Source organism: Streptomyces sp. NPDC041713 (assembly GCF_055591085.1).
Genome location: NZ_JBVIZY010000003.1, coordinates 125,864 through 141,017, shown reverse-complemented (window position 1 = coordinate 141,017; position 15,154 = coordinate 125,864). Strand labels below are relative to the sequence as shown.

Annotated in this window: 8 protein-coding genes and 1 tRNA gene; all 9 read left to right on the top strand. The window is 72.4% G+C overall.

What is annotated here, in order from left to right; genetic code table 11:
* The first annotated feature begins 176 nt into the window (after nt 1–176).
* A complete protein-coding gene (locus ACZ6CV_RS10130) occupies nt 177–764 on the top strand; it encodes a small secreted protein (protein WP_355810979.1) in 588 nt (195 codons plus the stop codon).
* 117 nt (nt 765–881) lie between these two features.
* Nucleotides 882–2,396: a DUF7059 domain-containing protein gene (locus ACZ6CV_RS10125; protein ID WP_469250411.1), complete on the top strand. Its 1,515-nt coding sequence runs from the start codon at nt 882–884 to the stop codon at nt 2,394–2,396.
* Nucleotides 2,397–2,578: 182 nt separating this feature from the next.
* Entirely contained in the window at nt 2,579–2,776 is a 198-nt protein-coding gene (locus ACZ6CV_RS10120; RefSeq protein ID WP_362374625.1) for a hypothetical protein, read from the top strand.
* 489 nt (nt 2,777–3,265) lie between these two features.
* Nucleotides 3,266–6,121: a type I DNA topoisomerase gene (gene topA / locus ACZ6CV_RS10115; RefSeq protein ID WP_469250409.1), complete on the top strand. Its 2,856-nt coding sequence runs from the start codon at nt 3,266–3,268 to the stop codon at nt 6,119–6,121.
* 169 nt (nt 6,122–6,290) lie between these two features.
* Entirely contained in the window at nt 6,291–9,563 is a 3,273-nt protein-coding gene (tmk, locus tag ACZ6CV_RS10110) for a dTMP kinase (RefSeq protein WP_469250408.1), read from the top strand.
* Between the two features lie 161 nt (nt 9,564–9,724).
* Nucleotides 9,725–10,930, top strand: a complete 1,206-nt coding sequence (locus ACZ6CV_RS10105) for a DNA polymerase III subunit delta' (protein WP_469250407.1) — start codon at nt 9,725–9,727, stop codon at nt 10,928–10,930.
* A gap of 167 nt (nt 10,931–11,097) precedes the next feature.
* Nucleotides 11,098–12,669, top strand: coding sequence for an alpha/beta hydrolase (locus ACZ6CV_RS10100; protein WP_469250406.1), 1,572 nt, complete (start codon nt 11,098–11,100; stop codon nt 12,667–12,669).
* A 95-nt stretch (nt 12,670–12,764) separates the two neighbouring features.
* Nucleotides 12,765–12,841, top strand: a tRNA-Thr gene (locus ACZ6CV_RS10095).
* 233 nt (nt 12,842–13,074) lie between these two features.
* Entirely contained in the window at nt 13,075–15,135 is a 2,061-nt protein-coding gene (locus ACZ6CV_RS10090; RefSeq protein WP_469250405.1) for a hypothetical protein, read from the top strand.
* Nucleotides 15,136–15,154 lie beyond the last annotated feature (19 nt).

The window sequence follows — 15,154 nt, the reverse complement described above, 5'->3', positions numbered from 1 at the left end:
GGCGGCGCTTTTTGAGGCGCCGTCCGCCCGTCCGCGTGCCCGGGCGGAGCCGTGAGGCTTCTCTCGCGCTCCGTAGCCTGACGCCGCTTGGTGCAAATGGCTGCAATAGGGGTGGTACCGAGCCCCCGACATGCGGTTGTCGCCCAGTTGGCGTGTAAGTTCCGGGGCCGAGAGCCATGGAAGGGACCAATCCGGTGAACAAGAAGCTTGCAGCCGCACTGTCCGGCGGTGCGGTGCTGGTACTCGCTCTGTCAGGGTGCAGCAGCGACGACGGCAACGAGAAGCTCGACAACTGGGCCAAGAAGGTCTGTGACTCCGTACAGCCGCAGTCGAAGAAGATCGCGGACGCCAACGCCGCGATCCAGAAGGAGACCTCCGACAACAGCTCCCCGGGCGACGTCCAGAAGACCGACTCCAAGGCGTTCCAGGACATGTCGGATGCCTACAAGTCGATGGGCAACGCCGTGAAGAGCGCGGGCGCCCCGCCGGTCGACGACGGCAAGAAGAAGACGGACGACGCCGTCAAGGAACTCAACGGCATCTCCAAGTCGTACGGCGACCTCAAGAAGCAGGTCGACGGCCTCGACACCAAGAACCAGGCGGACTTCGCGGACGGCCTCAAGGACGTCGCGGGCGAGCTCGACAAGCTGAGCAAGAGCGGCAACGAAGCGCTGGAGAAGCTGCAGGAGGGGGAGGTCGGCAAGGCGATGGGCAAGCAGGACAGCTGCAAGAGCGCGTCCGCCACGCCGTCCGCCAAGAGCTAGCCCCGACACCCGCGCGCCCTACCGTCGCGCGCTTCTTGTCGTCGTACGTGCCCGACGCCCTCGGCACCCCTCGCGGCGCCGAGGGCGTCGGCGCACCGGCCGGGCCACAATGGGCGGGTGAGTAATGCCAGCCTTCCCCTGCCCTCGTCCGACAACGCCGACGTGGCCGCCTCCCTGCGCGAGGCGCTGCTCGGCGCCGACTTCACCGCCGACGGGCTGCTCGAGCTGCTCGGGGCGCCCGCGTACACCGCGCTCGCCCGCAGCGAGACGGTGCCCGCGCTGCGCGCCACGCGCGGGGACGGGACGCTCGCGGCGCTCGTACGCCTCTTCCTGCTGCAGGAATCGGTGGCACGCGCGCGCGTGGCCGACGTTCTGCCCGTCGACGCGCTCCTGGAGAGCGGCTGGCTGACGGAGCGGGAGGGCGCGCTGTGGGCGACGGTGGACGTCCGTCCGTACGGCGGACCGAGCGGTGAGGACTGGTTCATCGTCTCCGACCTGGGCTGCGCGGTCGGCGGCGCGGGCGGCATCGGCAAGCACGAGGAGGGCGTCGTCCTCGGGGTCGGCGGCGCGTCCACGACCCTCGCGGGGATCACGGTGCGCACGCCCGTCGCCAGCGCCCTCGACCTCGGCACGGGTTCCGGCATCCAGGCGCTGCACGCCGCACAGCACGCCACGCGCGTGACGGCGACCGACCTGAACCCCCGTGCGCTGCGGTTCACCCGGCTCACCCTGGCGCTCTCCGGGGCCCCGCAGGCGGACCTGCGGGAGGGCTCGCTGTACGGGCCGGTGGCCGACGAGACGTACGACCTGATCGTCTCGAATCCGCCGTTCGTGATCTCGCCCGGCGCCCGGCTCACCTACCGGGACGGCGGGATGGGCGGGGACGATCTGTGCCGGTCGCTCGTTCAGGAGGCGGGGGAGTACCTGAACGAAGGGGGGTACGCGCACTTCCTGGCCAACTGGCAGCACGTGGACGGTGAGGAGTGGCAGGACCGCCTGCGCTCCTGGGTGCCGCGCGACTGCGACGCCTGGATCGTGCAGCGCGAGGTGCAGGACATCACGCAGTACGCCGAGCTGTGGCTGCGGGACGCGGGGGACCACCACACGGACCCGGGGCAGTACGCCGCGCGGTACGACGCGTGGCTGGACGAGTTCGAGGCGCGGGGCACGCGGGCCGTCGGGTTCGGCTGGATCACGCTGCGCAAGACCGCGGCCGCCGAGCCGACCGTCACCGTGGAGGAGTGGCCGCACCCCGTCGAGCAGCCGCTGGGCGAGACGGTGCGGGAGTTCTTCGAACGGCAGGAGTACCTGCGCACGCACGACGACGCCGCGCTGCTCGCCGCGCACTTCAAGCTCGCCGACGAGGTCGTGCAGGAGCAGGTCGGGCTGCCGGGCGCCGAGGACCCGGAGCACGTCGTGCTGCGCCAGCACCGCGGGATGCGGCGGGCCACCAAGGTGGACACGGTGGGCGCCGGGTTCGCGGGCGTGTGCGACGGCTCGCTGAGCGCGGGACGGATCCTGGACGCCATCGCCCAACTGGTCGGGGAGGACCCGGTGTTGCTGCGCGATCGGACGCCCGAGCAGATCAGGCTCCTCGTGCGGCAGGGGTTCCTGCTGCCGGTGGGAGAGTAGGGAGCGGAGGAGACCGGGGAGTGCGCGGCCGAGGAGCCGGGAGTACGCGGCCGAGGGGCCGGGTGTACGCCGCAGGGTGCCGGAAACCGGACGACAATCCGTCGTTCACCCCGATTTCGTATGTCCGATTCCCGTGTGTGTCAGCCTCCCGGCAGAGGCATTCGGCACGGGGAGGCAGGACCATGGAGAGCGGGCCGGCGATCTTCGCGGGGACGGTGTTCGCGCTGTTCGGCGCCGGGCTGCTGCTGTGGACCGGTGCGCGTGTCGCGCACCGCGCCCCGGTCGCCCAGGGTGTGAGCCCCGTCGCATCGGCGACCGTCGCCACGCTCGCCGGATCGGCCGCCGTGCTCCTCGGCGTCTGGTGCTTCACACGGCTGTGACGTGGGCCCGGCAGTCGGCCGGACCTAGTCATTCCGGTTGTCCGGGCGGCGGGTCGTCGAGACCGTCGGCGACCGTGCCCCGCAGGCCCGACGCTCTTCTTTCCCGCCCGGTGACGGCTTCCCTCCAGGCCCGCCGCGCCCCCTCGGCCCGCCCCGCGGACGCTCCCCTTCCGACCCTCCGGACCCCGGCTCCCCAGCGATCACGCAGGTGCGGCCCCGGCCGGCGCCCGGCCGGGCCCCGGGACAGCAGGTCGTCACTCCGGGCGGCAGGAATGGCGGTAGTCGGGTTACCGTTCGAGTGGCCGTTGCGGGCTTTCCCCGTTTGACACGGGGGCGGGATGTACCGTCACACTCCGCAGCGACAGCGCAACGCAAGCCATGCGGGCACTGCCAGCCATGCGGGCACTGCCCCCGTACTGCCACGAGCAACGTCACCGTGCAGTGCCACCGAGCAGTGCCACCGAGCGTCGACCGGAGAGAAGAGCGAAGTTGTCCCCGACCAGCGAGACCGCACAGGGCGGCCGCCGACTCGTCATCGTCGAGTCGCCTGCCAAGGCGAAGACGATCAAGAGCTACCTCGGCCCCGGCTACGTAGTCGAGGCCAGCGTCGGGCACATCCGCGACCTCCCCAACGGCGCCGCGGAGGTGCCCGAGAAGTACACCGGCGAGGTGCGCCGCCTCGGCGTGGACGTCGAGCACGACTTCCAGCCCATCTATGTCGTCAACGCCGACAAAAAGGCGCAGGTCAAGAAGCTCAAGGATCTACTCAAGGACTCCGACGAACTCTTCCTCGCCACCGATGAGGACCGCGAGGGCGAAGCCATCGCGTGGCACCTCCTGGAGGTCCTGAAGCCCAAGGTCCCCGTCCACCGGATGGTCTTCCACGAGATCACCAAGGACGCGATCCGCAGCGCCGTCGCCAACCCGCGCGAGCTCAACAAGCGCATGGTCGACGCCCAGGAGACCCGCCGCATCCTCGACCGCCTCTACGGCTACGAGGTCTCGCCGGTCCTGTGGAAGAAGGTCATGCCGCGCCTGTCGGCGGGCCGCGTCCAGTCCGTCGCCACCCGCCTCGTCGTCGAGCGGGAGCGCGAGCGCATCGCCTTCCGCTCCGCCGAGTACTGGGACCTGACGGGCACCTTCGGCACCGGCCGCGCCGGTGACGCCTCCGACCCCTCGCAGCTCGTCGCCCGCCTCACCACGGTCGACGGCAAGCGCGTCGCCCAGGGCCGCGACTTCAACTCGGTCGGGCAGCTGAAGGCCAACAGCACCGGCACGCTGCACCTGGACGAGGCCAACGCCCGCTCGCTGGCCGCCGCCCTGCAGGACACGAACTTCTCCGTACGGTCGGTCGAGTCCAAGCCGTACCGCCGCTCGCCGTACGCGCCGTTCCGTACGACGACGATGCAGCAGGAGGCGAGCCGCAAGCTCGGCTTCGGCGCCAAGGCGACCATGCAGGTGGCCCAGAAGCTGTACGAGAACGGCTTCATCACCTACATGCGTACGGACTCCACGACCCTGTCCGACACGGCGGTCAGCGCCGCCCGCGCGCAGGTCACGCAGCTCTACGGCAGCGACTACCTGCCGGACAAGCCGCGCACGTACGCCGGCAAGGTCAAGAACGCGCAGGAGGCGCACGAGGCGATCCGCCCGTCGGGTGATCGTTTCCGCACGCCCGCCGAGACCGGCCTCACCGGCGACCAGTTCCGGCTCTACGAGCTGATCTGGAAGCGGACCGTCGCCTCCCAGATGAAGGACGCGACCGGCAACTCCGTCACGGTGAAGATCGGCGGCCGCGCCGCCGACGGCCGCGACGCCGAGTTCAGCGCGTCCGGCAAGACCATCACCTTCCACGGCTTCCTCAAGGCGTACGTCGAGGGCGCCGACGACCCGAACGCCGAGCTGGACGACCGCGAGCGCAGGCTCCCGCAGGTCAACGAGGGCGACGCGCTCTCCGCCGACGAGATCTCCGTCGACGGCCACGCGACCAAGCCGCCGGCCCGCTACACCGAGGCCAGCCTCGTCAAGGAGCTCGAAGAGCGCGAGATCGGCCGCCCGTCGACGTACGCGTCGATCATCGGCACGATCCTCGACCGCGGCTACGTCTTCAAGAAGGGGACGGCGCTCGTCCCCTCCTTCCTGAGCTTCGCCGTCGTCAACCTCCTGGAGAAGCACTTCGGGCGGCTCGTCGACTACGACTTCACCGCCAAGATGGAGGACGACCTCGACCGCATCGCCCGCGGCGAGGCGCAGGCCGTGCCGTGGCTGCGGCGCTTCTACTTCGGCGAGGGCGAGGCTTCCGGCGGCGCGGCGGAGGCGGGCAACGGCGACGGCGACCACCTCGGCGGCCTCAAGGAGCTCGTCACCGACCTCGGCGCGATCGACGCCCGCGAGGTGTCGTCCTTCCCGGTCGGCAACGACGTGGTGCTGCGCGTCGGCCGCTACGGCCCGTACATCGAGCGGGGCGAGCGCGACTCCGAGAACCACCAGCGCGCCGACGTCCCCGACGACCTCGCGCCCGACGAGCTGACCGTCGAGTACGCGGAGGAGCTGCTCGCCAAGCCGAGCGGCGACTTCGAGCTGGGCGCGGACCCGGAGACGGGCCGCCAGATCGTCGCCAAGGACGGCCGCTACGGCCCGTACGTGACGGAGATCCTGCCCGAGGGCACCCCGAAGACCGGCAAGAACGCGGTCAAGCCGCGCACCGCCTCGCTCTTCAAGTCCATGTCGCTCGACACGGTCACCCTCGCGGACGCCCTCAAGCTGATGTCCCTGCCGCGCGTGGTCGGCACCGACGCCGAGGGCGTCGAGATCACCGCGCAGAACGGCCGGTACGGCCCGTACCTGAAGAAGGGCACGGACTCCCGGTCGATCGACACCGAGGAGCAGCTCTTCACGATCACGCTGGAGGAGGCTCTGGAGATCTACTCCAAGCCGAAGCAGCGTGGCCGCGCCGCGGCGAAGCCGCCGCTGAAGGAGCTCGGCGAGGACCCGGTCAGCGGAAAGCCGGTCGTCGTCAAGGACGGCCGCTTCGGCGCGTACGTCACCGACGGCGAGACGAACGCGACCCTGCGCGCGGCGGACTCCGTCGAGGACATCACTCCAGAGCGGGGTTACGAACTCCTCGCGGAGAAGCGGGCGAAGGGGCCGGCCAAGAAGACGGCGAAGAAGGCCGCCAAGAAGGCACCGGCCAAGAAGGCGCCCGCGAAGAAGACCGCCGCCAAGAAGACGGCGGCCAAGAAGACGACCACCGCGGCGAAGAAGACCACCGCGAAGAAGACGACCGCCAAGAAGACGGCGGCCTCGTCCTCGGTTGCCTCGTCCCCGGCGGCTTCGGAGGACTGAGCGTCTTCGCCTCCTCTGTGCCGGGTGCCTCGTCGAGGCGCCCGGCACAAGGCGTTTCCGTGCACTGATGTGGCGCTCTGAAACGGCACGTTCCGCCTGCAAGGGGACCAGACGGTCGTTTGTTCGGGTGGCTCCACGGGACCGCGGTCCGTCCAGATAGGCTGGACGGATGACGCGTGCCGAGCAGCCAACGGCCGGAATCCCGGCCCCCGACGACGCCCTGGTCGCAGATTCCCGAGAGCGTGCCGTCCGCGCCTTGCTGCGCGTACCGCAGCTGAAGAGGTTGTGGAGCGCCCATCTCGTCGACAGTGTCGGCGACGCGCTCGCGCTGCTCGTCCTGGTGATCCTCGCGCTCCAGTCGAGCATCTCCGAGGCCGCCTTCGGAGGCGGTTACCGGGGCGCGGCGCTCGCCGTGACCGCGGTCTTCGGAGCGCGCGTTCTCGCGACGCTGCTCTTCGGAGCGGTGCTTCTGGGGCCGCTCACGTCGCTCACGTCGCCGGAAGGACCCCTCGACCGCCGCTGGACGATGGTCGGTGCCGACGGCGTGCGGGCCGCACTGCTGATCGTCGCGCCCCTGTGGATCGACTGGACCCCGGACAACGCGCTCGCGATGATCCTGGTGACGGCGTTCGTCATCGGGGTCGCCGAGCGCTTCTGGACGGTCGCCAAGGAGAGCGCGGCGCCCGCGCTGCTGCCCGCGCCGCCCCTGGAGGGCGCGACGATAAGGCCGTTGCCGGACCACATGGACGCGCTGCGGCGGCTGTCCCTGCGCACCGGATTCCTCGCGGTGCCGATCGCGGCCACGATCCTCGTCGTCATCACCCTCATCGGCAATCTCCTGGGCGCCGGCCTCGAATGGTTCGAGCTGCACCAGGCCGGGCTCGCCTCGTTCGTGGCGGCCGGGCTCTTCGCCGCGTCGCTCTCGATCGTCTACCTCCTCGAACTTCCCGGTACGCAGACGCCCCGCGCGCGCAGCCCCCTCGAAGGGCTGCGCAGGCCGCGCACCGGCACCGGCAGCGGCCCCGACAAGGGCCGCACCGGCGCGATCCCGCTCCTCGTCGCGGCCTGCACCGCCGTCGCGGCCGCCGTCGCGGCGGCCGTCGCCGTCGCCGTCCTGCAGGCCAAGGACCTCGGCGGCGGGCCCGTCGCGTACGGCCTGATCGTCCTCGCCCTGACCGGCGGCACCGCCATCGGCATCCGCACCGCCCCGTCCCTGCTGCCGTCCCTCTCGCGCCGCAGGCTGTTCGCGCTCGCCATCGCGCTGACTGGTGTCGCGCTGCTCGCCGCGGGCCTCGTGCCCGACGTGACGACCGTGCTGCTGCTCCTCGTCCTCGTGGGGGTCGCCGCGGGCGTCGCCGCGAACACCGGGCACGCGCTGCTCGACCAGGAGGTCGAGGACCACCGCAGGGCCCGCACCACCGAACACCTGCACGCGGTCGTACGGCTGTTCCTCGCGCTCGGCGCGCTGGTGGCCCCGGTGGTCGCCGCCCTGATCGGGCCGCACCGCATGGTCAACGGCAAGTTCGTCTTCGACCACGGGGGCGCCGCCTTCACGCTGATGCTGGTCGGCGCGCTGCTGCTGCCGGTAGCGGCGCTGGTCCTCGCCAAGGCCGACGACCGGCAGGGCGTCCCGCTGCGGCACGACCTGCTCGACGCGCTGCGCGGCGGCGACGACCCGGCGCAGGCGACCTGCGCCACCGGCTTCTTCATCGCCCTGGAGGGCGGCGACGGCGCGGGCAAGTCGACGCAGGCGGAGGCGCTCGCCGAGTGGATCCGCGCCAAGGGCCACGAGGTCGTCGTCACGCGCGAGCCGGGTGCGACGCCCGTCGGCAAGCGGCTGCGGTCGATCCTGCTCGACGTCTCGTCGGCCGGCCTCTCGCACCGCTCCGAGGCACTGCTGTACGCCGCCGACCGCGCGGAGCACGTCGACACCGTCGTGCGCCCCGCCCTGGAGCGCGGCGCCGTGGTCATCTCCGACCGCTACATCGACTCGTCCGTCGCCTACCAGGGCGCCGGGCGCGACCTGTCGCCGACCGAGATCGCCCGCATCAACCGCTGGGCCACCGGCGGTCTCGTACCGCATCTGACCTGCCTGCTCGACGTGTCCCCGGAGGCCGCCCGCGAGCGGTTCACGGAGGCGCCCGACCGCCTCGAGTCGGAGCCGGCCGAGTTCCACGCGCGCGTGCGCTCCGGTTTCCTCACGCTCGCCGCCGCCGACCCGGGGCGGTACCTGATCGTCGACGCCTCCCAGGAGCCGGAGGCGGTCACCACCGTCATCCGGCACCGGCTCGACGTCGTGCTTCCGCTCTCCGAGGCGGAGATCACGGCGCGCGAGGAGGCCCGCAAGGCCGCCGAGGAAGAGGCGCGCCGCAAGGCCGAGGAAGAGGCCGCGCGCAAGGCCGAGGAGGAGCGCTTGGAGCGCGAGCGCCAGGAGCAGCTCGCCAAGCTCCGCGCCGAGGAGGAGGCGCGCAAGCGGCGCGAGCTGGAGGAGGCGCAGCGCCGCGAGGCGGAGCGCCAGGCCGAGGAGGCCAAGAAGCGCGCCGAGGAGGCCCGCCGCAAGGCCGAGGAGGAGCAGGCGAGGCTGCTCGCCGAGGAGAAGGCGCGGGCGGCCGAGGAGGAGCGCAGGCGCCGCGAGGCCGAGGAAGAGGCGCGGCTGCGGGCCGAGGCGGAGGAGCGGCGGCTCGAGAAGCAGCGCAAGGCCGAGGAGGCGCTGCTGCGCGCGGAGGAGGCGCGGCGGCTCGCGGCGGCTTCCGCTGCGGCGGCGTCGACGGCGGCGGCCGCGGCTGCGGCGAAGGCGGCGTCCGCGCGGTCTGCGGCTGCGTCTCCGTCCGCGGCTTCGTCTGCGGTTGCGGGGTCCTCCTCTTCGGCGCCTTCGAAGGCCGCGTCTTCGAAGGCCGGGTCTCCGAAGACGCGGCCTTCGAAGGCCGCGTCCTCCGCGGTGGCCGAGGATGCCGTGCCGGACAACGAGACCACCGTTCCCACACCTGTGGTGAAGCCGCCGTCCGGGGCGGCCGACGAGACGGCCGTGCTGCCGACCGTCGGTTCCGGCGCCGACGACACCGAGGTGCTGCCGCAGCCGCCCGTACCCGAAGGGGCCGCCGACGAGACGGCCGTCCTGCCCGCGGTCACCGAGGACAAGGTGCCGCCGGGTTACTTCAGGGACGAGCGGGACGCGGGGGCCGGGCGGTCCGCGCGGGAGGCGACCCCCGACGGGGAGAACGAACGCACCCGGGAGCTGCCCCAGGTCGACGAGCTGGGCGTGCCCCGGCGTCCGCGCCCCGAGTGGGCGGAGGAGACGCCGCTCGACGACCTGCCGTCGCTGGCGGACGAACTGCTCGGCTCGCACGAGGACGACGAGACCGGGCACGACGCCCGGAACGACGACGCGGGCGGGGACGAGGGCAAGGGCGGCCGGGGCCGGCGCGGCCGGAAGGGCCGCTGAGCCACCGGGCCCGGGAGGCGCTGAGCCACCGGGCCCGGAAGGGCCGCCGAACCACCGGGCCCGGAGGGGCTGAGGCCACCGGGCCCGGGATTGTCAGTGGCGTCCCCCACAATGGGCAGTCCGGTGGCCGATGGCAGAGCGCAGCGTAAGGCGGTGACCCCATGAGCGTGTGGGACGACCTGGTGGGGCAGGAGCGGGTGAGCGAGCAGCTGGGCGCCGCCGCGCGGGACGCCGACGCGCTGGTGACGGCCGTCGCCGCCCACACCCCGCAGCCGGAGGCGTCGAAGATGACGCACGCCTGGCTGTTCACGGGCCCGCCCGGCTCCGGCCGGTCCACCGCCGCGCGCGCGTTCGCCGCCGCCCTGCAGTGCACCAGCCCCGACCGTGCCCTGGGCGGCGCCCCCGGCTGCGGCTTCTGCGACGGCTGTCACACGAGCCTGATCGGCACCCACGCGGACGTCGAAGTGGTGCGTACGGACCTGCTGTCCATCGGCGTGAAGGAGACCCGCGACCTCGTCCGCCGGGCCCAGCTCTCACCCGCCGTCGGACGCTGGCAGGTCATCGTCCTGGAGGACGCCGACCGCCTCACCGAAGGAGCGGGGAACGTCCTCCTGAAGGCCGTGGAGGAGCCCGCCCCCCGCACCGTGTGGCTGCTCTGCGCGCCGTCCCTGGAGGACGTGCTGCCGACCATCCGCTCCCGCTGCCGGCACCTGACGTTGCGTACGCCTCCGGTGGACGCGGTCGCCGACGTGCTCGTACGCAGGGACGGCATCGAGCCCGGCGTCGCCGCGGCCGCCGCGCGCGCGACCCAGGGCCACATCGGCCGCGCCCGGCGCCTGGCCACCGACCCGCGCGCGCGGGAGCGCAGGGCCGCCGTCCTGAAGCTGCCGATGCGGGTCACGGAGATCGGCGGCTGCCTGAAGGCGGCGCAGGAGCTGATCGACACGGCGACCGACGACGCCAAGCAGGTCGCCGAAGAGGTCGACACCAAGGAGACCGACGAGCTGAAGGCGGCGCTGGGCGCGGGCCAGGGTGGCCGGATGCCGCGCGGCACGGCCGGCGTGATGAAGGAGCTGGAGGACCGCCAGAAGCGCCGCAGGACGCGTACGCAGCGGGACAGCCTCGATCTCGCCCTCACCGAGCTGACCGCGCTCTACCGAGACGTGCTTGCGCTGCAGCTGGGCTCGCGGGTGGCGATCGCCAACACGGAGGTGCAGGACATGCTGCAGCGGCTGGCGCTCGGCTCGTCGCCGGAGTCCACGCTGCGCCGCATCGAGGCGATCGGCGCCTGCCGCACCGCGCTGGACCGCAATGTCGCGCCGCTGCTCGCGGTGGAGGCGATGACGGTGGCGCTGCGGGCGGGGTGACGGGTCCTGCGGGCGTGAGCGGAACCGGGTGACGGGCGCTGCGGGCGCGAGCGGAACGGCCGGGATCAGCCGCCGGGCCGCCCGTTGACGGAGTCACGGCCGTTGACGGGGTCACTCGTACGGGCGCGCTGAGTAACGATGAGCACGCGGAGAGCTACCCTCGCGTGATGGACCTCAGTCGTCGCGGCCGTCGCAGCCGTCTCCTCTCCCTCCGTACGTGCGGCACTCTGCTGGTCACCGCAGGGCTGCTCGTCTCCGGCTGCTCGGCGGGGAGTTCGACGACGGAGGCCTCCCTGGCGTCGCTGTCCCGCGCGACGCCGGCCGAGCTCGCGCCGTACTACGGGCAGCAGCTGAAGTGGCACGAGTGCGGTGTCCCCGGCTTCGAGTGCTCCACGATGAAGGCGCCGCTCGACTACGACAAGCCCGCGGCGGGCGACATCAAGCTGGCCGTCGCCCGCAAGCAGGCCACCAAGAAGAGCGGCCGCCTCGGTTCGCTCCTGGTCAACCCCGGCGGCCCCGGCGGCTCGGCGATCGGCTACCTCCAGTCGTACGCGGGGCTCGGCTACCCCTCCGAGGTCCGCGCCCACTACGACATGGTCGCCGTCGACCCGCGCGGGGTGGCCCGCAGCGAGCCGGTCACGTGCCTCGACGGCGCGCGCATGGACCTGTACACGCAGACCGACGTCACGCCCGACGACCGGCGCGAGACGCAGGCGCTGCGCTCCGCGTACGAGACGTTCGCGACGGGGTGCGAGGAGCGGTCGGCCGGCATCCTGCCGCACGTGTCCACGGTCGAGGCGGCCCGCGACATGGACGTCCTGCGCGCGGCGCTGGGCGACGACAAGCTGTCGTACGTGGGCGCGTCGTACGGGACGTTCCTCGGCGCGACGTACGCGGAGCTCTACCCCGAGCGGGTGGGCCGCCTGGTCCTGGACGGCGCGATGGACCCCTCGCTGTCCGCGCGCCGCATGAACGAGGAGCAGACCGCCGGCTTCGAGACGGCGTTCCGGTCCTTCGCGAAGGACTGCGTCTCGCGGGGCGCGGACTGCCCGCTGGGCGACAAGAGCCCGGCGGACGCGGGCAGGCGGCTGAAGGCCTTCCTGGGCGAGCTGGACGGGAAGCCGCTCCCCACGAGCGGCAGCGGCGGCCGCAGGCTCGGCGAGGCGCTCGCCACGACGGGCGTGATCGCCGCGATGTACGACGAGGCGGGCTGGCCGCAGCTGCGGGACGCGCTCACCTCGGCGATGAAGAACCGCGACGGCTCGGGCCTGCTCGTGCTGTCCGACGGCTACTACGAGCGGGACAGCAACGGAAAGTACGCGAACCTGATGTTCGCCAACGCGGCCGTGAACTGCCTGGACCTGCCGCCCGCCTTCACCTCGCCGGACGACGTCGAGAAGGCGCTCCCGGCCTTCGAGAAGGCCTCCCCGGTCTTCGGCGAGGGCCTCGCCTGGACGTCGCTGAACTGCACGTACTGGCCGGTGAAGGCCACGGGCACGGCCCATCGCATCGAGGCGAAGGGCGCGGCCCCGATCGTGGTCGCCGGCACGACCCGCGACCCGGCGACCCCCTACCGCTGGGCGAAGGCCCTGTCCTCCCAGCTCTCCTCCGGTCACCTCCTCACCTACGAGGGCGACGGCCACACGGCGTACGGCCGGGGCAGCGAGTGCGTCGACGCGACGATCAACGCGTACCTCCTGAAGGGCAGGGTCCCGAAGGACGGAAAGCGCTGCTCATAGCCCTCTCCGGGCCTCGGAGAGGGGGTGTGCGGAGCACCCCGGAAAACTGTGTAGACTTGGCCGCGTTGCTGATCGCACGATGGTGCGGACGGCGTGCCGCCTTAGCTCAGATGGCCAGAGCAACGCACTCGTAATGCGTAGGTCTCGGGTTCGAATCCCGAAGGCGGCTCCACTGGAACCCCAGGTCAGACCAATCTGACCTGGGGTTTCTTCGTTCTCGCACCGGGTGGCCCGGTGTCCAGGTCGGCGGGTGTCCCGCCCGTTCGCGTCGCGTCGCCGCGCGCAGCCACCCATGCCCCCCACCCATGCCCAGGCGCCCACGCATCGGCTCGCGTCGCCGTACCGGGAAGCCGCGCGAACGACCGCTCTAGAGTGGGTCGTTGGGCGGTGTCTGAGAGGGGTCGTATGAGGATTGAGCTTCCGCCGGAACCCGTGCACTTCGTCAATCGTGACGACGAGAGGCGGCGGGCGGTGCGTGCCGTGGAGGAGTGGCGGGGGCGGGCGCGGCCGTTGGTGTTGTCGTTGCGAGGGCCCGCGGGGCTGGGGAAGACGGAACTGGCCCGGCTGATCGCCAGGACCTCGCTCGATCGCTACCCCGATGGGGTTCTTTCCGTGGACCTCGACGACTTCCGGCTGGACGGCGTGCTGGACCCGGGTGACGTGCTGGCGCAGCTCCTGTGCTCCCTCGATGTGGAGCCGGCTCTGGTGGAGGCGCAGTTCAAGGCGCGGTGCAGGCAGTACTGGAACAAGACCTCTCAGGCCCGGCTCGCCCTCATTCTGGACAATGCCCGATACGCCTCGGAGGTCGTCCCGCTTCTTCCGGCGTCGGGCGGGAGTCTGGTGATCGTCGCGAGTCACGGTCTCCTCCACGACCTGGAGGACGGCACCGCCGTCGACCTTCCGCTGCCCCCGCTGGCGGAACAGGCCGCCGCGGAACTGCTCGGGCTGATCGTCAGGGACCAGCGGCTCGCCGAAGACCCGGAAGCCGTAAGGGCGTTGGTGCGGCTGTGTGACGGGCTGCCCGCGGCGCTGCATGTCGCGGGGCGGTGGGTGCGCGCCCATCGGCTGCGGCCGTTGTCCCGGCTGATCCCGGAGTTGCAAGGTGAGTTGACGGACAAAGGGGTGTCCGGTGTCGAGCGGGTCTGGGACGCCGCCTATGAGCGTCTGTCGGGGCTGGCCGCGCTGCTCTACCGGCTGCTGGCGCATCATCCCGGGGCGACGTTCACCGTGGAGTCCGCCACCGCGCTGCTCGGGTCGGGGCCGGAGTCCTGCGAGGCCGCCCTCGAAGAGCTCGACAGGGCCGGGCTGCTGGACATGAGTGCGGTGCCGGGGGAGTCAGGGGGTGCGGAGGACGGTCGGCTGCGGCTGCCGGGGCCGCTGCGTGCGCACGCTTTACGGCGGTCCCGGGCCTCGTCCCAGTCCGAGTCCCAGTCCCAGTCCCGTGGCGGTGCCGAGGAAGAAGAGGTGTCCGCGGCGCGGACGCGGGTGCTGCGCTGGTACGTCCGGCAGGCCCAGCGCGCGGACCGGTTCGCCGCCGGTCGGCGGCTCGTCGTCGCGGATGCCCTCGCCCCGGTGCCCGGCGCGCCCGACGCCGCCCTGGCCGATCCGGAGGAGGCCACGGACGACGCGGACCGGGCCGCGCGGGCCGCACGCGCCGCCCGCTGGCTCCACGAGGAACGGCACGCGCTGTTCGCCTGCGCCCGTGCGGCCTACGACCGCGGGCTCGACGCGGAGGTCGTGGCGCTGTCCGAGCCCGTGTGGACGTACGCACTCGATCATCCCCGTCACGCCGACGCCGTGCAGGTCTTCCGGCTCGCAGTGGCCGCCGCGGTACGGCACGGGCAGAACGCGGCGTGGCTGGTGCGCACGCGATGTCAACTGGCCCGACCCCTTTGGGAGTCGGGGGAGCTCGGCGAGGCGGGTCGTGAACTCGACGCCGCCGAGGCCGCCGTAGGGCTGCTGGGTGACGACGTACGGGATCACAAGCTGCGGGCCTCGGTGCTGGAGTTCCGGGGCATGCTGAACGGCGCGCGAGGGGAGTGGGTCGCCGCCGTGGCGGACTTCGCCCGGTCCCGCGACGTACACCTCGCGATCGCCAATCCCTACGGGGCCATGCTGCAGACCTACCGCATGGGCGAAGCCCGGCTGGAACTGGGCGAGTTGGAGGCGGCGCACCTGCTCCTGGCGGATGCGCACGCGGAGGCGGTGACGCAGCGGCGCGAGCGGATGAGCCGGCGTACGGGCTTCGCACTCGCCGGAGTTCTGACCCGCCTCGGGCGGACGGGCGAGGCGCGACGGCTGTACGAACAGTCGTTGGCGGCGGCGCGCGAGCGGCGTTCCGACTTCGATCAGGCGCGGGTCCATGACGCCTTGGGGCGGTTGGAGGATGCGGCGGGGCGGGGCACTCAGGCCGCGGAACACCGTGCGGCCGCCCATGACATCCGGCGGCGCAACGGTCTGGCGTGAGCGGTCCTGTCGTTAGCCG

Coding starts and splice junctions, on each gene's coding strand:
- tmk (WP_469250408.1), top strand. CDS start 6,291: ATGACGCGTGCCGAGCAGCCAACGGCCGGAATCCCGGCCCCCGACGAC.
- ACZ6CV_RS10100 (WP_469250406.1), top strand. CDS start 11,098: ATGGACCTCAGTCGTCGCGGCCGTCGCAGCCGTCTCCTCTCCCTCCGT.
- ACZ6CV_RS10130 (WP_355810979.1), top strand. CDS start 177: ATGGAAGGGACCAATCCGGTGAACAAGAAGCTTGCAGCCGCACTGTCC.
- ACZ6CV_RS10120 (WP_362374625.1), top strand. CDS start 2,579: ATGGAGAGCGGGCCGGCGATCTTCGCGGGGACGGTGTTCGCGCTGTTC.
- ACZ6CV_RS10090 (WP_469250405.1), top strand. CDS start 13,075: ATGAGGATTGAGCTTCCGCCGGAACCCGTGCACTTCGTCAATCGTGAC.
- ACZ6CV_RS10105 (WP_469250407.1), top strand. CDS start 9,725: ATGAGCGTGTGGGACGACCTGGTGGGGCAGGAGCGGGTGAGCGAGCAG.